Origin of the sequence: Mesorhizobium sp. BH1-1-4 (genome assembly GCF_020165665.1) — a bacterium.
GTDB lineage: Bacteria > Pseudomonadota > Alphaproteobacteria > Rhizobiales > Rhizobiaceae > Mesorhizobium.
Genome location: NZ_JAIUIN010000014.1, coordinates 91,259 through 110,492, shown reverse-complemented (window position 1 = coordinate 110,492; position 19,234 = coordinate 91,259). Strand labels below are relative to the sequence as shown.

The window sequence follows — 19,234 nt, the reverse complement described above, 5'->3', positions numbered from 1 at the left end:
CACACCCCGGAATGTTCACGTGAGTCCGTCGAAGCCCCAGCAAAACGGCCAAGTATGTTTCACGTGTGTCAGGTCAACGGTTGCCGAAACCTACACGACTTCGTCATCCACGGGCGGAGCACGAGCGAAGCTCCGTCGCGAAGACCCGAGGATCCATTCCGCGACGTTGCTGACGGGTGCAAAAGGAGCAGAACCTGCACGGTGGCACGCTCGAAAGTCGCGGCATGGATCTTAAGTCCTGCGCTGCGTCGCTTCGCTCCTTGCTCCGCCATAAAATGACGAAGCCGTGGAGGTTTCCGACACCTGTCAGCCCTTCTTCAACCAAGTGATTGTTTCACGTGAATCATTTTCCGATACAGAACTGACCGAAAATCACATCGAGCATATCCTCGACGTCAATCGCGCCAACTATTCGGCCCAGCCGGTCAGCGGCCAACCGCAACTCCTCGGCGCGCAGTTCCTTGCCGGCGCCCTGGTCATCAGTGGCTAGAAGAAGGTGGCGATTTGCGTCACTGAGCAGTTCGACATGGCGTAGGCGGGACGGCAAAACATCGCCAACGTTTCCCGCCGCAACCGCCGCGCGCCTGCCGATCTCTGCCAGCAGAGCCTCCACGCCAGTCCCATCCAGAACTGAAATAACGAGATCATACCGATCGGGTGCATTACCCAACGCCTCGTGAGTCACCAGGTCGAGCTTGGTGCCGACCCTCAACAGCGGTGCCTTGTCCGGGATCGTGCCTATTTCCCTAGGAGACAAGATGTCTTCCAGCAGCAACAGGAGATCGGCACGATCCGCCTTGCTGCGCGCTTTCTCGATGCCGATCGCCTCGACCTTTCCCGGCGCATCCCGCAACCCGGCCGTATCGGTCAGCCTGACACGCAGGCCTTCGAGGTCCAGCACCACCTCGAGCAGGTCGCGGGTGGTGCCGGGCTCATCCGTTACAATAGCTGCATCGCGCCGCGCCAAGGCGTTGAACAGGCTAGACTTGCCCGCATTGGGCGCGCCAAGGATGACGACCTCGAAGCCGTCGCGGATGATTTCGGCGGCATGAAACCCAGCTATGTGGCGGTCAATCTCCGAGATCATCGACCGCACATCCGACCAGACCGTATCCGAAACGGAACCCGGCACGTCGTCCTCGTCGGCGAAGTCGATCTCCGCCTCGATCATGGCCCGCGCATGGATCAGGCGACGCCGCCAACCGAGATAAAGCGCGCTCTGTGCGCCTTCGGCATTCTGCACGGCAAAGCGCCGCTGCGCTTCGGTCTCGACGTTGACCAAGTCCGCCAGCGCTTCCGTCTCGACCAGATCGACCTTGCCGTTGAGAAAGGCACGGCGCGTGAATTCTCCGGGTTCGGCGTGCCTGACGCCTTCGAATCCGGCGATCGTTTCCAGCATCCTGGCCACCACGGCGCGGCCGCCATGGACGTGGAACTCGGCGACGTCTTCGCCGGTGAAGCTGGCAGGACCGGGGAAGAAGAGGACCAGCCCGGTGTCAACAAGCGTTCGATCCGCCGCCATGAACCTGCGCAGCACCGCGCTGCGCTCCTTAACCATGCCACCAGCGATCGTTTCGATAACGAATCGAGTCCGTGGGCCGGAGATACGCAGCACCGCGACGCCGGCGGGAAGCCGGCCGCTCGACAATGCCACGATCGAATCGTCTGAAATCATTTGCCCGCTCTACCGAACCGCCCTAGCTTCCGCCTCATCACCGACCTCTGGACCGCCCCGAAACGACTTGCCCCCGAAAGTTGGCCATCGTGACATTGCCCGCGCAAAACCTGCTTGCCGACGAGGCCAGCCCCTATCTGCGGCAGCACAGCGGCAATCCCGTGCATTGGCGGGGATGGTCGCCGGCATCGCTGGATGAGGCAAAGGCTCTGGACCGGCCTATCCTGCTCTCCATCGGCTATGCCGCCTGCCACTGGTGCCATGTCATGGCCCATGAAAGCTTCGAGAATGACGACGTCGCCGCCGTCATGAACCGTCTGTTCGTCAATATCAAGGTCGACCGCGAGGAGCGTCCCGACATCGACCAGATCTATATGGCGGCCCTGTCGTCGATGGGCGAGCAGGGCGGCTGGCCGCTGACCATGTTCCTGGCGCCCAACGGCAAGCCATTCTGGGGCGGCACCTATTTCCCGCGCGAGCCGCGTTATGGCCGTCCGGGGTTCATCCAGGTGATGGAAGCGGTCGACAAAGCCTGGCGCGAGAAGCGGGCGAGCCTGCACCAGAGCGCCGACGGCCTGACCTCCCATGTCGAGGCGCGGCTCTCGGCCACCCATGCCAAGGCGCTTCTCGATCGCGATACGCTGTCCGATCTCGCCGGCCGCGTCAGTGGCATGATCGATCGCGATCGCGGCGGCCTCGCCGGCGCACCGAAATTCCCCAACGCGCCGTTCATGCAAACATTGTGGCTGTCCTGGCTGCGCGACGGCAATGCCGCGCATCGCGACGACGTTCTCGCCAGCCTCGAACATATGCTCGCCGGCGGCATCTACGATCACATCGGCGGCGGGCTCAGCCGCTACTCGACGGACGCCGAGTGGCTGGTGCCGCATTTCGAGAAGATGCTCTACGACAACGCGCAGCTGATCCGCTTCTGCAACTGGGCCTTTGCGGCGACCGGCAACGATCTGTTCCGGATACGAATCGAAGACACGGTCGATTGGCTGCTGCGCGAAATGCGCGTCGATGGCGGCCCCTTTGCCGCCAGTCTGGACGCCGACAGCGATGGCGAGGAAGGGCTGTTCTACACTTGGAGCAGGGAAGAGATCGATTCCGTCCTTGGTGACGATTCAGCCTTGTTTTTCAAATACTTCACGCTTTCAAGCCCGCCCGGCTGGGAAGGCAAGCCGGTGGTCCATCAGACCTTGTCCCAGCAGGCGCTTGGCGCCGCGGACCGCGAAAGCCTGATCCCGCTGAAGGCAAGGCTCCTCGCTGTTCGCGAAGAGCGCGTCAGGCCAGGCCTCGACGCAAAGACCCTGACCGACTGGAACGGCCTGATGATCGCCGCGCTCGCCGAGTCCGGCCGTTCCCTGGCCCGGCCGGACTGGATCGGGGCCGCGGCAAAGGCTTTCGCCCGTATCGATGCCGCAAGCCGCGACAATCGCTTGCCACATTCCATGCTCGGCGCCCGGAAATTGTTTCCCGCACTGTCGAGCGACTATGCCGCCATGGCCAATGCGGCGATCTCGCTGTTCGAAGCCACGGGCGATTGGAGTTATGTCGACAAGGCCAGCCAGTTCCTGGAACAACTGGACCGTTGGCACACCGACGCGCAGGGCACGGGCTACTACCTGACCGCGTCGGACAGCACCGACGTGCCGATCCGCATCAGGGGCGATGTCGACGAGGCCATTCCGTCGGCCACCAGCCAGATCATCGAGGCGCAGCTGCGGCTCGCATCCGCCACCGGCAATCTCGACCTGCAGGAAAAGGTTTGGAAAACCGCCGAGCACGCCGCCGGCCGCGCCGCGCATCAGACCTATGGTCAGGCCGGTATCGTCAATGCCTGCGCGCTTGCCCTCGAGCCGCTGAAACTGGTCATCGTCGATGATCCGGACGACCAAAAACTTGTTCCGGTTACGAATCGAAATCCTGACCCGCGCCGCGTCGATATCGTGGTGCCGATCGGTACGGCAGCGAATCGACCCTTGCTGCCCGGCGGAATCCTGCCGCCGACAAACCGGCGTGGCGCTTGGCTCTGCACCGGCCAGGTTTGCCTGCCGGTGGTTACGGATCCGGGTGAATTGGAAGGATTGCTGCGGCGAACCTGATTTCGCCGCCAGATGTCAGAGCGCGAAGCGGACACGGCGCAAATCCGAGAACGAAGAGAAGGAGGGGCGAACCCCTCCGAACTCAAGTGTTCATCGAATCGAAGAAATCGCCGTTGGTCTTGGTCTGCTTCAGCTTGTCGATCAGGAACTCGATCGCGTCGGTGGTTCCCATCGGCGCCAGGATGCGGCGCAGCACGAAGATCTTCTGCAGGTCCTGGCGCGACACCAGCAGGTCTTCCTTGCGGGTACCGGACTTCAAGATGTCGATGGCCGGATAAATGCGCTTGTCGGCGACCTTGCGGTCGAGCTGGATTTCGCAGTTGCCGGTGCCCTTGAACTCTTCGAAGATGACCTCGTCCATGCGGCTGCCGGTATCGATCAGCGCCGTGGCGATGATGGTCAACGAGCCGCCTTCCTCGATGTTGCGGGCGGCGCCGAAGAAGCGCTTCGGGCGCTGCAGCGCGTTGGCGTCGACACCGCCGGTCAGCACCTTGCCGGATGACGGCACGACGGTGTTGTAGGCGCGGCCGAGGCGGGTAATCGAATCCAGCAGGATCACCACATCGCGGCCGTGCTCGACCAGGCGCTTGGCCTTCTCGATGACCATTTCGGCGACCTGGACGTGGCGCACCGCCGGTTCGTCGAAGGTTGAGGAGATCACCTCGCCCTTCACCGAACGCTGCATGTCGGTCACTTCCTCGGGACGCTCGTCGATCAGAAGCACGATCAGATAGCATTCCGGATGATTGGCGGTGATCGAGTGGGCGATGTTCTGCAACAGCACCGTCTTGCCGGTGCGAGGCTGTGCGTTGATCAGGGCGCGCTGGCCCTTGCCGATCGGCGCCACCAGATCGATCACGCGGGGCGAGATGTCCTTGGTCGGCGGATTGTCGACCTCCATCTTCAGCCGCGAGGTCGGATAAAGCGGCGTCAGATTGTCGAAGTGGATCTTGTGGCGGATCTTTTCGGGATCGTCGAAATTGATCGTGTTGACCTTGAGCAGCGCGAAATAGCGCTCGCCCTCTTTCGGACTGCGGATCGGCCCTTCGACCGTATCGCCGGTCTTCAGCGAAAAGCGCCGGATCTGCGACGGCGAGATGTAGATGTCGTCGGGACCTGGCAAATAGTTGGCATTGGCGGAGCGCAGGAAGCCGAAACCGTCCTGCAGCACCTCGACCACACCGTCGCCGATGATTTCGATGTCCTGGGCGGCGAGCTTCTTCAGGATCGCGAACATCAGTTCCTGCTTGCGCATGACGCTGGCGTTCTCGACCTCGAGCGATTCGGCATAAGCGATCAGCTCAGGCGGCTTCTTGTTCTTGAACTCGGTGAGTTTCATTTCTTGCATTAGATAGACTCTGGGTAGGCTTTGGGAAAAAAATCGGCGGGATGCGACAAATGCCGGGCGCGGCCGAAAGCAATGACGGGCGGCGCATGACGGGAAGGAAGACCCGTCTTGTATCGTCGGTCGGCTGAAAGAGCAAGCCGCCTTTTAACGGGGCCGGATGAAGCCTCAGAAAGGCTTCACCACGACCAGGATCACGATCGCGATCATCAGCAATGTGGGGATCTCGTTGACGATCCGCCAGTGCCGTGCCGGTTTTTCGTTGCGGTCCGCGGCGAATTTGCGCACCGCGGCGGCGAGATAGCCGTGGACGCCCGATAAAATCAGCACCAGGCCGATCTTGGCATGCAGCCAGCCACCCTGGAAGGCAAAGATCTTCCACGCAAGCCACAGCCCGAACACCCAGGTGAGGATCATCGCCGGATTGATGATGCCGCGCAGCAGGCGCCGCTCCATCACTTTGAACGTCTCGGATTGAACGGACCCTTTCTCGGCCTCGACATGATAGACGAACAGCCGCGGCAGATAAAGCATGCCGGCCATCCAGGAAATGACGGCGAGGATATGGATCGCCTTTGCCCAGGGATAGAAGCTTTCCGGTGCGAAGAAGAACAAAAGCGCGGTGAGAACGATCAGCACTGTGATGCCGACGGCCATGCGCTTCATCGCCTGGCCGGTGCTGTTGGTGTCATCTCGGTCAGCCATCAGCGTGCCGCGCTCCGAACCTGTTTCACCATCGCCTCGACATGGGCCACCGGCGTCTCCGGCGTGATGCCATGGCCAAGGTTGAAGATCAGCGGTCCGTGGCCCAGCGCCTGGAGGATCGCCCCTACGCCGTCGGCGAGCGCTTCACCGCCCGCGACCAGCCGCAACGGATCGAGATTGCCCTGGACCGCTCCTTGCCGCTGCAACGCCTTCGCTGCCTCCAGCGGCACCGTCCAGTCGATGCCGAGCCCAGTCACGCCGGTCCTGTCGCGATAGCTCTGGTAGCGGGCCCCGGCACCCTTGGGAAAGCCGATGATCGGCACGTCGGGATGAACGGCGCGGACCTGCCTGACGATCTCGGCCACAGGTTCGATGCAGAAGCGTTCGAACGAGGCATCGTCGAGCACGCCCGACCAGGAATCGAAAATCTGCACGACATCCGCGCCCGCCTCGATCTGGCGGATCAGGTACGAAGCCGAATGATCGGCGAGCACTTTCAAGAGATGTTTGAACGCCGCCGGCTCGCGATAGGCGAACAGCCGCGCCGGCGCCTGGTCGGGCGTTCCGTGCCCGGCGATCATATAGGTCGCCACCGTCCACGGCGCGCCGCAGAAGCCGATCAGTGTCGTCTCGTCGGGCAATTTCGCCCGCAGCCGGCGCACCGTCTCGTAGACCGGTTCGAGATTCACGTGAAACATGTCGCTTCCGAGCGCCGCGATCTCGCTCGCCGAAATCGGTGTCAGCAGCGGCCCGCGCCCTTCTTCGAAGCGTACGTCGCGGCCTAGCGCATGGGGAACGACAAGAATGTCCGAGAACAGGATGGAAGCGTCGAAGCCGAAGCGTTCGATCGGCTGCATCGTCACCTCGACGGCAAGGTCGGGATTGTAGCAGAGGTCCAGGAACGAACCGGCACGTACACGCGTTTCGCGATATTCCGGCAGATAGCGTCCGGCCTGGCGCATCATCCAGAGCGGAGGAGGAAACACCGCCTCGCCTTTCAGGACATCCAGCATGATCCGTCTTGCAGGCATCGAGCGCTCGCCTCTCCCGGCTTCCTCTTAATCAAATATCTTATTTATAAAGAGTCTTCTGATTCTAAGAGTCTGTTGGTTGTGGTGGTTGTCACCTGTCCCGCTTTGACCGCCAAAACGCCAGCAAGCATATTGTCGCGCATTGCGGGTCGCGCATTGCAGGGTTCTGGGGACAATCAGGAATCGCGCAGGCGAGTCAATGCGCTAAGTCCGGTGCCCTTGGAACCAGCCCTGTGGACGAGCGAAAGGCAAAATGCTTCGTCCACGGACTTGTCCCCAGCCGCCCGGCCAAGCTGACAGCGCATCGAATTGTGGACAAACCGCCATCTGATACAGTCGCCCCTGGCCAGTGCACCCGCCTGTCCAACCTTATCCACATCCGCCCACAGCCCCAGGTGACCCCCTGTGAACAAACCCCAGAGCTTCTTCCACCTGCATCTGATTTCCGACGCGACGGGGGAAACGCTGCTCGCCGCCGGCCGCGCGGCCTCGGCACAGTACAAGGATGCGCGCGCCATCGAACACATCTACCCGCTCATCCGCACCGAAAAGCAGGTCGCCAAGGTGTTCGAGGACATAGAGGAGGAGCCGGGCATCATCCTCTATACGGTGGTCGACCAGAAGCTGGCGCGCGGCATCGACGAACGCTGCGCGGCCATGGGCCTGCCCTGCGTGTCGGTGCTGGAGCCGGTACTGACCGTCTTCCAGTCCTATCTCGGCACCCCGGCCGGCCGCCGCGTCGGCGCCCAGCATGTTCTCGACGCCGAATATTTCCGCCGCATCGACGCGCTCAATTTCACCATGGACCATGATGACGGCCAGCTGCCGGCCAATATGGATGACGCCGATGTCGTGCTGATCGGCATATCGCGGACGTCGAAGACGCCGACCAGCATCTATCTCGCCAACCGCGGCATCAAGACCGCCAACATCCCGATCGTGCTCGGCGTGCCGGTGCCCGAAAGCCTGGTCAGCGCCAGGACACCGCTGGTCGTCGGATTGATCGCCACCGCCGAGCGCATCTCGCATGTGCGCCAGAACCGCATCCTCGGCAATTCAAGCACCTATGTGCCGACCGACTATGTCGACCGCGCCGCCATCAACGAGGAACTCGCCTACGCCCGCCAGATCTGCACCCGCCATGGCTGGCCGATGATCGACGTCAGCCGCCGTTCGATCGAGGAGACGGCCGCGGCCATCGTTGCCCTGCGCGGGAAGACGAGGTAGATGAGCGGACAGTGAGTTTTCCGAGTCACCTTTAGCGGAGGTCGGCGCCGCCCCTCACCTGCCTGCCGGCATCCTCTCCCCGCATAGTGACGGGGAGAGGGGCGCTGTCGTCGATGGTTCGCCAATCGCCAGCGTTGCCGCAAAGAGCGGCTGCACTGAAGCTGCCCCTTTCTCCCCGTCTCTATACGGGGAGAAATGACCGGCAGGACAATGAGGGGCGGCGCCAACCTTACAGAGTAAAGCTCCTCATACGCCAACCGCGTTTGTATCTGCGCCCGAGTGCAAAAATGACAGAAAAAATCATCCTCGCTTCAGGCAGTCCGTTCCGCAAGGCGATGCTGGTCAATGCCGGCGTCGATATCGAGGCGGTTCCGGCGACGCTCGACGAGCGCGCGTTGGAAGCGCCGTTGCAGGACAGCGGCGCCTCGCCCGAGGACGTCGCTTTGGTGCTGGCCGAAGCCAAGGCGACCGAAGTCAGCGAGCGCCGGCCCGGCGCGCTGGTGCTTGGCTGCGACCAGACTTTGTCGCTCGGCGACGAGGTGTTCCACAAGCCGGCCGACATGGAAGGCGCGCGACGGCATCTCCTGGCGCTGTCTGATAAGACCCATCAGCTCAACAGCGCCGCCGTGCTGGTGCGCGACGGCAATGTGCTGTGGCGCCATGTCGGCATCGCCTCGATGACCATGCGCAAGCTCGACCCGGCCTTCATCGGCCGCCATCTCGCCCGGGTCGGCGCCAAGGCCTTGTCGAGCGTCGGCGCCTATCAGATCGAGGGCGAAGGCATCCAGCTGTTCGAAAAAATCGAAGGCGACCATTTCACCATTGTCGGCCTGCCGCTGCTGCCGCTGCTGGCGGAACTGCGCAGACTGGGAGCCATCGATGGCTGAGGCAATGAAGAAAGCCTTCGTTACCGGCCATCCGATAAAACATTCGCGCTCGCCGATGATCCACGGCCACTGGCTGGCCGAACACGGCATCGACGGCAGCTACCGAGCGATCGATGTCGCGCCCGAGAACTTCGCCGATTTCCTGGCGAGCCTGCAGGCCAATGGCTATCGCGGCGGCAACGTCACCATCCCGCACAAGGAGGCCGCCTTTACCGGAGTCGCGCGCCGCGACCATGCGGCCGACGAGATCGGCGCCGTCAACACGCTGTGGCTCGAGGACGGCACCTTGTGGGGCGGCAACACCGACGGCCATGGCTTTGCCGCCAATCTCGACGATTACGCTCCGGACTGGGCGTCGAATGGCCCGGCCGTTGTGCTGGGTGCCGGCGGCGCCGCCCGCGCCGTCATCCACGCAATGAAGACGCGCGGCCTCAAGGACATCCGCATCGTCAACCGCACGCTCGCCCGGGCACTCGAATTGCGCGACCGCTTTGGCGCCGGCGTTTCGGCGCATGAATTGGCCGCGACCGCCGAATTGCTGCGCGATGCCGGCCTGCTGGTCAACACCACGGCGCTGGGCATGCAGGGCAATGAGGGCCTGCCCGCCGACCCCAGGGGTCTGCCCGCCGACCCCGCGCTGCTGCCCGACCATGCCGTGGTCAACGACATCGTTTATGTGCCGCTCGAAACCCCCCTGCTCGCCGCCGCGCGGGGACGCGGGCTGAAGACCGTCGACGGGCTCGGCATGCTGCTCAACCAGGCGGTGCCCGGCTTCGAGCGCTGGTTCGGCGTCAGGCCGAAGGTCACGGCTGCGCTCCGCGCGCTCATCGTTGCCGATCTGGCGCCGAAACCATGATCGTGCTCGGTCTCACCGGCTCGATCGGCATGGGCAAGTCGACCACGGCCAGGATGTTCGCCGAGGCCGGCGTGCCGGTGCATGATTCCGACCAGACGGTGCACCGCCTCTATGCCGGCAAGGCGGCCTCCCTGGTCGAGGCCGCCTTTCCCGGCACCACCGCTGACGGAAGCGTCGACCGCGCAAAACTCGGCTCCCGTGTGCTCGGCGATGCGGCTGCCTTGAAAAAGCTCGAAGCCATCATCCACCCGCTGGTCCGCGCCGATGCCGACGCCTTTCTGGTCAAGCATCGTAACGCCGGCGAATCGATCGCCGTCCTCGATATCCCGCTGCTGTTCGAAACCGGCGGCCGTGGCCGGGTCGACAAGGTCGTCGTCGTCACCGCGCCGCCCGAAATCCAGCGCCAGCGCGTGCTGGCACGGCCCGGCATGAGCGAGGAAAAACTGGCGGCGATCCTGGCCAAGCAGGTGCCGGACGCCGAAAAGCGCCGGCTGGCCGATTTCGTCATCGACACTGGTAACGGGCTGGACGCCGCGCGTGCCGCGGTAGCGGCCATCATTGCGGAACTTCGGGGATAAGCGGGGCTGCTGACGGCATGCCGTCAGCATTGCCCATTGCCATTTTGTTCCGGTCTGGCGATCCTGCCCCCTAGGAGCGACCTGATTCGATGCGTGAGATCATCTTCGACACCGAAACCACCGGCCTTGATGCGCGCGACGACCGCGTGATCGAGCTTGGCGGCGTCGAGCTGGTCAATCGGTTTCCGACCGGCAGGACCTTCCATCACTATATCAACCCGCAGGGGCGCGCGATCCATGCCGAGGCGCAGGCCGTGCACGGCATCAGCGCCGCCGACCTCGCAGGGAAGCCGAGTTTCGCCGAAATCGCCGAGGAATGGCTGCGGTTTACCGAAGGCGCCAAGCTGGTGGCCCACAACGCCACGTTCGATATCGGCTTCCTCAATGTCGAATTCGGCCGGCTCGGTCACCCGCCCGTCGACAACGGGCTTGTCGTCGACACGCTGGCCCTGGCGCGCCGCAAGCACCCGATGGGTCCCAATTCGCTTGACGCGCTGTGCCGGCGCTACGGCATCGACAACACCAAGCGCACCAAGCACGGCGCCCTGCTCGATTCCGAATTGCTGGCTGAGGTCTATATCGAGCTGATCGGCGGCAAGCAGGCGGCGCTCATTCTCGACAGCGCCACCGCGCCGGCCCAGGGCGAGAATGTCCGCCATATCGAGATCATCGTCGCCGAACGACCGGCGCCGCTCGTGCCACGGCTGACCGAAGCCGAGCGCGCGGCCCACGCCGCCATGGTCGCTACGCTCGGCGAAAAGACGCTGTGGCTGAAAGCAGCGTCTTCCGAGGCAAGCGCCGCGACGGCTTCGTAACCCGGACCTTCAGTAGGGCCACTCACCTCGACCCAGCGCGGCGACCGCCGCGATGATGCGCGCAAAGGCTTGCGCCGCTGCCGGCACCGTGGTGCGGGCGCGCAGGAAACTGTGCACCAGGCGGGGCTCCTCATGCCACCATGCCTTGCCGCCGGCGTCCAGGATGTGGTCGCGATAGGCCTCGCCATCCGATGACAGCGGATCGCATTCGGCCGTGATGATCACCGTTGGCGGCAGGCTGGAAAAATCCGTGTCGCGCAGCGGCGAGAAGGTCGGATCGTCGGGCGATTGCTTCCTCGCCGAGCGGACGTCGCGGTAGAAGGCGGCATCGCCTGTCGACAGCAGCGGCGCGTCGGCGTGTTCGATATAGGAGCCCATCGCCTCGATGCCGCCGAGATCGGGATAGATCAGCACCTGGCCGATCGCGGCGCGCGGATGGCGACGCGCGGCCTGTGCCACACCAGCCGCCAGATTGCCGCCGGCACTTTCACCGCACAGCACCAGCGGCAGCTCACTGCTTGCGGCCGCCCATTCGAAAGCCGCCAGTGCATCGTTGAAGGCGGCGGGATGAAGGTGTTCGGGGGCCAGCCGGTAGTCGACCGACAGCACGTCGAAGCCGGTGCCGGCGCAAAGTTCGGCGCAGATGTCGTCATGGCTTTCGAGGTCGCCGAGGATGAAGCCGCCGCCGTGGAAATAGAGCACCGTCGCGCGCGGCGCCGCGCCGGCGAGCCGGTAGCGGCGGACCGGGATGTCATGTTTCGAACCGGCAACCAGGCTGTCGCTGGCCTTGACCCCGGGCGGACGGCCCTGGTGGAAGGCGCGGCACATCCTGGCATAGACCGCGCGCTGCTTGTCGACCGGCAGGCCTGATATCCGCGGCGGATAAAAGGCGTTGACGCTGTCGATATAGGCCCAGAGCGCAGGGTCGAGCCAGGTTTCATATTTGCCGCGGCTGGTCATTTCAGCCCAAGGCGCCCATCAAAGCTCGGCATAGAGACGGGCGGCGTTGTCGAAGCTAAAGCGCAGCGGTACCGAGCCCTCGACCTGCCAGACGGTGGCGGTCTCGCCGGCCAGCAGCCGGCAGGCGCCGTCGGTGTCGGTCACCGCGCCGCCATAGAGCCGGTTGGCAAGGTTGAGGATACCGGTCTGGTGCATCGCCGCGCTGCCGCTGCCACAGGCGTCCTTGACCAGAAGCACGCGAAATCCCTTCGCCACCGCATCCTTTACGGTGGCGTCGATGCAGGCCTCGGTCCACACGCCCGCGACAACAAGCCATTCGATGCCTGAAGCCTTGAGCCGGTCGGCGGCCGGACCGGAGCGGAAGGCGCTGGCCTCGGCCTTGATCAGCAGCGCCTCACCCGGCGCCGGCGCCACCTCATGGCAGATTTCGGTCAGCGGGTCGCTCTTGTCGGAAAAGGCCGACTTGCCGTCCTCGCCGACCGGATGAAACGGCCGGTCCTGGCTGTCGAGATCGACGATATAGGCCCAGTGATGCAGCGGCACGTGGCTTTGCCGCGCCGCCGCCTGCAGGCGCTGGACGTTGGCGAGGATGTTTTCATAGCCCTCGACGAGGTAGCGCGGGTCCTGCCGGTGCTCTTCCTGCAGGTCGATGAACACGGCGGCCACCGTGCCGCCCTTGATGGAGATGGGGGCTTTCATACTGATGGGCCTTCGCCCCAAGATACCTCCAAACGCTGGAGGGGCAGCGCCCCCCTCTGCCCTGCCGGGCATCTCCCCCTCAAGGGGGGAGATTGGCGGTTGCGAATGCTTTCGCCAATCGCCAGCGTTTCAGGAAAAAGCGCTGCAAGCGAAGCTGCCGATCTCCCCCCTTGAGGGGGAGATGGCCGGCAGGCCAGAGGGGGGCGCCACGGAACGAGGCGCTCGTTCTTCATCTGTGATACTTCGCCGAGATGAGCAACCAGCGTCAAACCTCTCTCTCCAGAAACGCATCCTCATAGGGAAAGCGCGACAGAAGCTCCGTGCCGGTCTCGGTGATCAGGATCTCGTCCTCCAGCTTGACCCCCTCGCGGCCGCCCTTCTCGCCAATATAGCTTTCCACGCTCACCACCATGCCTGGCACGATATGGCCGTCGCGGCCATAGGTCTCGTAGTCCATGGCATGCGCGATGAACGGTGTCTCGCCATGCATGCCGACGCCGTGCATGACCGAGGTGTAGCGCTGGTCGACGAAGCGGTCCGGAATTTTCCACGCCTTTTCGGCTATTTCGCGAAAGGCCATGCCGGGTTTGACGATCGAGATGTTGTGCTGAACCTGGTCGTGCGCCATGCGGTAGAGCGATTTCTGGTAAGGCGTCGGCTTGCCCGGACCGCAGCGGAAGGTGCGGGAAAAATCGGAATAATAGCCATAGCAGCCGATCGTGTCGGTATCGAGCGCCAGCAACTCGCCGGGCCTGATCTTGCGGCCGCTGGCCTCGTTGAACCACGGATTGGTGCGCTGGCCGGAGGTGAGCAGCCGCGTCTCGATGAACTCGCCGCCCTGGCGGATGACCTCGCCATACATGATGGCGAACAGGTCGTTTTCGGAGACGCCGGGCTTGATCGCCTCGCGCACGGCATAGACGGCGGCTTCGGCGCCGGCCATCGACACCTGCAGGCATTTGACCTCCTCCGGCGTCTTCACCGCGCGCACCGCCAGAATCTCGCCCTGGCAGTCGCGGACCGCGCAGCCGCGCTTTTCCAGCGCCAGCGCCTGCAGATGGCTGCAGCGGTCGAGCCCGAGCTTCATCGAGCCGCCGCCATGTTTTTTCAGCAGTTCGGCGATCTCGTCGGCGAACGGCCCGGCGGTTTCATCGTCGCGGCCCGACACCGAAGACCAGACGAGCTTGGAAGGACGCGCCTCGTCGATCGTGTCGAGCACCATGGAGACATGGTAGCTCTGCGGGTACTCGAACAGCACGATCGGCCCTTCGGTCGGAATGAAGAAATAGCGGGTCGAGTTGCGCAGGAAATAGCCGAACATGTTGCGCGACCCGGTGGCGTAGCGCTGGTTGTAGGGGTCGAACAAAACGACGCCGCCATAGCCGGCCTCGCGCATCCAGCTGCGCAGCTTGGCCAGCCGGCCTTTGCGTAGCGCATCGGCATCGATGAAGGACGGCTCGGTGTCCGACAGCCACATGCCGCCGGCCGGATCGGCGGCGGCCGGGTGGCGCATGCGATCCTTGAAGTCGACGTCCTCGGTGCTGTCGGGTTCGAATACGACGATGCTCATGGGTTCGGCCTTGGATGGAATGCAGGCTCAGACCATGGCGCAGGAGGCGACGAGGGATTGTGCGGAAAACCGCGTGGGTTGTGCGGGATGCCGCTGAAGGAACAAGAGAGGCAGGCGCCCCCCTCTGTCCTGCCGGACATCTCCCCCTAAGTGGGGAGATCGGCAGTCTGTTCGGGCGGCGCCCTTCTAACAACGTTTGTGACTGGCGAAAGCGGAGATGACAGCCAATCTCCCCCAAGAGGGGGAGATGTCCGGCAGGACAGAGGGGGGCGCTGTCCCGCCAACGTCTCCCCGCGCCGGCGCGCGCCTAATGCCGCCGCGCCAGCTTCGGCGGATGGCCGTGCTCCTCGCGAAAGGCCCGGGCAAAGCTCGACATCGAGGCAAAGCCGCAGGCCAGCGCCACGTCGCGGACGGCCAGCGTCGAATGCGCCAGCAGATCGGCGGCACGCTTCAGCCTGAGCCGCCGGTAGTAGCCGTTGGGCGAGATGTCGAGTTCGGAGCGGAAGGAGCGTTCGAGCTTGTCGGACGAGACGCCGAGCTTGGCGGTCAGCTCGGCCATCCCCAGCCTTTCCTCCACCGCGTCCTCCATGATGGCGATGGCCGACAGCACCAGTTCGTTCTGGACGCCGGTGCGCAGGCGCAGCGGCATCAGCTTGCGGTCGACGCTGGAGCGCAGCTGGCTGTGCACGAACCATTCGGCGACGCCTGCGGCAAGCTCGGCGCCGTAATCCCGGGTGATGATCTCCAGCATCATGTCGAGGCTACCGACGCCGCCCGCCGAAGTGAAGCGCTTGCGGTCGATGACGTAGAGGTCGCGCCGCAACTCGATGTTGGGAAAGGCCTCGGTGAAGGCAGCCTGGCTGGTCCAGTGCAAGGTGCAGGCATGGCCGTCGAGCAGGCCCGCACGCGCCAGGAAGAACGCCGCGTCCGCCACCGCGCCGATATGAGCGCCATTGCGTAGACTGCGGCGGATCCAGCTCGCCGCGTCCTCGGCGACGAGATGATCGGCGTCACCGCCCGAGCAGACGACGATGCGGTCGACCTTGGGCGCGGCCTCCGCGTAAAAACCCGGCTGGATGACGACCCCGTTCGAAGCCTCGACGGGTCCCTCAGTCGCGCCGACGATGATCCAGCGGTAGCACGCTTTCTTGGCCAGAATGTTAGCCGCGCGCAGCGGCTCGATGACGGAACTGAACGCCATCATCGGAAAGCCGGGGAAGACCAGCACCGCGAAGGTGAGGGGCTCGGTGGGTTTGGGCGGGTCGCGCATGGCCATGGGCGCTACATCTCGGGCGAATGGCGGTCGGGGTCAATTGGACTGGGGGCTAACTGCTAATTGTGAGCCGTCAGCGCTGCCCCTCCCCTGCCTGCTGTCATCACGTGCTTCGCCAATCGCCGACATTGCAAAGAGAGGGCTGAGGTCGCAGACGCCCCTTGTCCCCGTCACTATACAGGGAGAAGTGCCCGGCAGGGCGATGAGGGGCGGCGCCAGCTTTGGCGATTGTCGATCTCAGCGAAGCGGCTTCACCCCCGCAGCGCCTGCTCCAGATCCGCGATCAGATCATCACCGTCCTCGATGCCCGCCGACAATCTTACCAGCGAATCCGTTATCCCGATCTCCTCGCGCTTCTCCGCCGGGATCGAGCCATGCGTCATCAGCGCGGGGTGTTCGATCAGGCTCTCCACGCCGCCGAGGCTTTCGGCCAGCGTGAACAATTGCGTGCGTTCGAGGAAACGCTTTGTCCCGGCGAGATCGCGGTCCAGCACAACCGTGATCATGCCGCCGAAGGCATTCATCTGCTGGACCGCGATGGCGTGCTGCGGATGGCTGGCGAGGCCGGGATAGATGACGCGGCGCACATCTTTTCGCGCTTCCAGCCATTGCGCGATCTTGAGGCCATTGTTGGAATGGCGCTCCATCCTGAGTGCCAGGGTCTTCAAGCCGCGCAGCGCCAGGAAACTGTCGAACGGGCCAGAAATGGCGCCGATGGCGTTCTGCAGGAACTTCAGCCGGTCGGCGAGATCCTTGTTGTCCCCGACCACGGCGACGCCGCCGACCATGTCGGAATGGCCGTTGAGATATTTGGTCGTCGAGTGCACCACGATGTCGATCCCGAGTTCCAGCGGCCGCTGAATATAGGGGCTGCAGAACGTGTTGTCGGCGACCGACAGGATGCCCCGGCGCCTGGCGAGCGTCGCGACGCCTTCGAGGTCAACGATGCGCAGCAGCGGGTTGGTCGGCGTTTCGACCCACAGCATTTTTGTTTCCGGCCGGATCGCGGCCTCCACGGCCGCAAGGTCGGTGAAGTCGACGAAGCTCACCTGCAGGTTGGCCGAGCGCTTGCGCACCCGTTCCATCAGCCGGAAGGAGCCGCCATAGATGTCGTCGGTGGCGACGATATGGGCGCCCGAATCGAGCAGCTCCAGCACCGTGGCGATCGACGCCAGGCCGGAAGCGAAAGCAAATGCGGCCGAGCCGCTTTCCAGGTCCGCCACCGCGCGCTCGAAGGCGAAGCGCGTCGGGTTCTGGCTGCGGGCGTATTCAAAACCGTTGTGCACGCCGGGCGATTGCTGGGCAAAGGTCGAGGTGGCGTAGATCGGCACCATCACCGCGCCGGTCTGCGGGTCGTGGCTCTGGCCGCCATGAATGGTGCGCGTCGAAAAGGCCAGGCGGTTCTTGCCGGCCGGCGGGGTGTGTTTGGTCATCGGGCGCGCCTCAGATGGTTGATCAGGTCGATGCGTGTGATCAGGCCGACGAACTCGTCGCCGTCGAAGATGATGGCGACCTCGTTGCGGTCGAACACCGGCAGCAGCGCATCCAGCGTCTGGCTGGCCTGCAGCGTGTGCAGGTTCGAGGTCATCGCCGTACGCACCGGGCCGTTGAAACGCTCCCAGCGCCCGTCATAGGGACCGTCGACATGGGCGAGAATATCGCTCTCGTCGACGATGCCGACCAGCTTGCCATTGTCCAGCACCGGCAATTGCGAGACATCGGAGCGGCGCATGCGGCCATAGGCGTTGAGCAGGCTCTCGTCCGGCCCGACCCAGACAGTGTCGCCGGTCCGGTGCGAGCGCATGACGAGGTCGCGCAGGTCGCCATGCTGTTCGTGTTCGGCCAGCCCCTGCTCGGCCAGCCAGAAATCGTCGAAAACCTTTGACAGATATTTGTTGCCGCTGTCGCAGACGAAGGTCACGACGCGCTTGGGCACCGTCTGCTCGCGGCAATAGCGCAACGCCGCCGAGAGCAGCGTGCCGGAGGAAGAGCCGGCCAAAATCCCTTCCCGCGACAAGAGATCGCGCACCGCCAGCATGCTCTGCTTGTCGGTGATGGAGTAGGCTTTCCTGACCAGCGACAAATCGGCATTGGGCGGCACGAAATCCTCGCCGATGCCTTCCACCGTCCAGCTGCCCGCCTCTTCCATCTTGCCGGTCTTGATCAAGGGCGCCAGCACCGAGCCGACCGGATCGGCCAGCACCATCTCCGTCTTCGGCGACACTTCGGCGAAGTAACGGCCAAGCCCGGTCAGCGTGCCGCCGGAGCCGACGCCGACCACCACCGCGTCGACATTGCCGTCGAGCTGCGAGAAGATTTCCGGGCCGGTCGTCGTCTCGTGCGCCAGAGGGTTGGCCGGATTGGCGAACTGGTTGGCGTAGAAGGCGCCGGGCAGTTCGGCGGCGATTTTTTCCGCCATGTCCTGATAGTATTCGGCATGGCCCTTGCCGACATCCGAGCGCGTCATGCGCACCTCGGCGCCGAGCGCGCGCAGATGCTGGATTTTTTCGCGCGACATCTTGTCGGGCACGACCAGGATGATGCGGTAGCCCTTGGGAATGCCGACCTGGGCGAGGCCAAGCCCGGTATTACCGGCGGTCGCCTCGACGATGGTGCCGCCGGGCTTCAGCCTGCCATCCCTCTCGGCCGCCGCGATCATGGACAGCGCGATGCGGTCCTTGATCGAGCCGCCGGGATTCTGGCTTTCGAGCTTGATGAACAGCCGGCATTTTCCGGTGTCGAATTTGGTCAATTCGACAATAGGCGTCTGCCCGATCAGGTCGAGCACCGAGGCATAGGGCGGGCGCAGCCGCGACATTGCGCCGTCCGACGCGGCGCTAGCTAAGGCGGCATTGTCGGCCGTGGCTTTTCTGTGCTCGCTCATGTCGGAGCCTCCTTGGATCAACCTAGCGTCTTTTCCAGCCGATCGCAGTTGGAAAGAAGATAGATCGTGCCAATCCGGGGGCCAGACGAGGAATGAAATTCCAGCGGCGCTTCAGAGCGCCGACCTCGACGACCCCGGCAATCGCCATCCGGGCGCCTCGGGGTAGGAAGGGACTTCAGTCTTAGTTGAGCTATAGCTAATGTAAGTATAGCTTGGTCGTGCGGGGGACGATCCCTAATCGAAGCCAAAACCCGCAATGGCCGGTGCGACCCGCTTCCAACCCAAGCATCCCCGCACCGGCCATTCTTTTCTCCCGGGTCGGGTCGCCTCATGGCCGATCCGCCGTCGCAACCCCGTCAAGGAAATCGGTCCGACCTCTGTGGAAAAGGCCGCGCCTTGAAACCGGGCTTTGAAGGGGACGGCAGACGGATCGGTTCCTTTTTGCAAGCCGATTTGCATCGCCATCACGCGAAACTGTATCAAGCTACATATATCTCGATTGACTAAAGTAACGGAACGTCAAATGGACAAGCACGGAACGTTCGAAGGCCCCTCGGACCAAGGCCTATTGGCGTGCAAGACTTTAGTCCCGCCGTCTTATAGTTAAGAACGGAAGTTGTT

General features: G+C 63.8%; 16 protein-coding genes. 6 read left to right on the top strand and 10 right to left on the bottom strand.

Annotation, left to right across the window (positions count from 1 at the left end; translation table 11 throughout):
• Positions 1-343 precede the first annotated feature (343 nt).
• Positions 344-1,675 (bottom strand): tRNA uridine-5-carboxymethylaminomethyl(34) synthesis GTPase MnmE, encoded by a 1,332-nt coding sequence (mnmE, locus tag LB569_RS22000; protein ID WP_224694070.1) that lies wholly within the window; start codon positions 1,673-1,675, stop codon positions 344-346.
• Between the two features lie 89 nt (positions 1,676-1,764).
• On the opposite strand from mnmE, the gene LB569_RS21995 reads away from it, so the two are divergent.
• Entirely contained in the window at positions 1,765-3,783 is a 2,019-nt protein-coding gene (locus tag LB569_RS21995) for a thioredoxin domain-containing protein (RefSeq protein WP_224694069.1), read from the top strand.
• 82 nt (positions 3,784-3,865) lie between these two features.
• Here the strand turns inward: LB569_RS21995 and rho are convergent, their stop codons facing one another.
• The 3 genes from rho to hemE all read right to left on the bottom strand — a co-directional run bounded on the left by rho (position 3,866) and on the right by hemE (position 6,864).
• The gene (gene rho, locus LB569_RS21990) at positions 3,866-5,131 is read right to left on the bottom strand and encodes a transcription termination factor Rho (RefSeq protein ID WP_140703638.1); all 1,266 of its coding nucleotides are present in this window, start codon (positions 5,129-5,131) and stop codon (positions 3,866-3,868) included.
• A 165-nt stretch (positions 5,132-5,296) separates the two neighbouring features.
• A complete protein-coding gene (hemJ, locus tag LB569_RS21985) occupies positions 5,297-5,833 on the bottom strand; it encodes a protoporphyrinogen oxidase HemJ (RefSeq protein ID WP_224694068.1) in 537 nt (178 codons plus the stop codon).
• Positions 5,833-6,864 (bottom strand): uroporphyrinogen decarboxylase, encoded by a 1,032-nt coding sequence (gene hemE, locus LB569_RS21980; RefSeq protein ID WP_224694067.1) that lies wholly within the window; start codon positions 6,862-6,864, stop codon positions 5,833-5,835. The genes hemJ and hemE overlap by 1 nt, the downstream gene beginning before the upstream one ends.
• A 405-nt stretch (positions 6,865-7,269) precedes the next feature.
• Between hemE and LB569_RS21975 the strand changes: the two genes are divergently transcribed.
• From LB569_RS21975 to dnaQ, 5 genes are all read left to right on the top strand, one after another.
• A complete protein-coding gene (locus LB569_RS21975) occupies positions 7,270-8,091 on the top strand; it encodes a pyruvate, water dikinase regulatory protein (protein ID WP_140703633.1) in 822 nt (273 codons plus the stop codon).
• Positions 8,092-8,378: 287 nt separating this feature from the next.
• The gene (locus LB569_RS21970) at positions 8,379-8,978 is read left to right on the top strand and encodes a Maf-like protein (RefSeq protein WP_224694066.1); all 600 of its coding nucleotides are present in this window, start codon (positions 8,379-8,381) and stop codon (positions 8,976-8,978) included.
• Entirely contained in the window at positions 8,971-9,834 is an 864-nt protein-coding gene (locus LB569_RS21965) for a shikimate dehydrogenase (protein ID WP_224694065.1), read from the top strand. The genes LB569_RS21970 and LB569_RS21965 overlap by 8 nt, the downstream gene beginning before the upstream one ends.
• Positions 9,831-10,412 carry a dephospho-CoA kinase gene (gene coaE, locus LB569_RS21960; protein ID WP_224694064.1) on the top strand — a complete coding sequence of 194 codons (582 nt, stop codon included), beginning with the start codon at positions 9,831-9,833 and terminating at the stop codon, positions 10,410-10,412. The genes LB569_RS21965 and coaE overlap by 4 nt, the downstream gene beginning before the upstream one ends.
• 89 nt (positions 10,413-10,501) lie before the next feature.
• Entirely contained in the window at positions 10,502-11,227 is a 726-nt protein-coding gene (dnaQ, locus tag LB569_RS21955; protein WP_224694063.1) for a DNA polymerase III subunit epsilon, read from the top strand.
• Positions 11,228-11,236: 9 nt separating this feature from the next.
• Here dnaQ and LB569_RS21950 read toward each other — a convergent pair whose 3' ends face one another.
• The 6 genes from LB569_RS21950 to LB569_RS21925 all read right to left on the bottom strand — a co-directional run bounded on the left by LB569_RS21950 (position 11,237) and on the right by LB569_RS21925 (position 18,613).
• Positions 11,237-12,187, bottom strand: a complete 951-nt coding sequence (locus LB569_RS21950) for an alpha/beta hydrolase (protein WP_224694062.1) — start codon at positions 12,185-12,187, stop codon at positions 11,237-11,239.
• An 18-nt stretch (positions 12,188-12,205) separates the two neighbouring features.
• The gene (locus LB569_RS21945; RefSeq protein WP_224694061.1) at positions 12,206-12,886 is read right to left on the bottom strand and encodes an isochorismatase family protein; all 681 of its coding nucleotides are present in this window, start codon (positions 12,884-12,886) and stop codon (positions 12,206-12,208) included.
• Positions 12,887-13,151: 265 nt separating this feature from the next.
• Positions 13,152-14,456: a M24 family metallopeptidase gene (locus LB569_RS21940; RefSeq protein WP_224694060.1), complete on the bottom strand. Its 1,305-nt coding sequence runs from the start codon at positions 14,454-14,456 to the stop codon at positions 13,152-13,154.
• Positions 14,457-14,763: 307 nt separating this feature from the next.
• Positions 14,764-15,732, bottom strand: a complete 969-nt coding sequence (locus LB569_RS21935) for a GlxA family transcriptional regulator (RefSeq protein ID WP_224694059.1) — start codon at positions 15,730-15,732, stop codon at positions 14,764-14,766.
• 248 nt (positions 15,733-15,980) lie between these two features.
• Positions 15,981-17,162 (bottom strand): trans-sulfuration enzyme family protein, encoded by a 1,182-nt coding sequence (locus LB569_RS21930; RefSeq protein ID WP_224694058.1) that lies wholly within the window; start codon positions 17,160-17,162, stop codon positions 15,981-15,983.
• Positions 17,159-18,613, bottom strand: a complete 1,455-nt coding sequence (locus LB569_RS21925; RefSeq protein ID WP_224694057.1) for a pyridoxal-phosphate dependent enzyme — start codon at positions 18,611-18,613, stop codon at positions 17,159-17,161. The genes LB569_RS21930 and LB569_RS21925 overlap by 4 nt, the downstream gene beginning before the upstream one ends.
• Positions 18,614-19,234 lie beyond the last annotated feature (621 nt).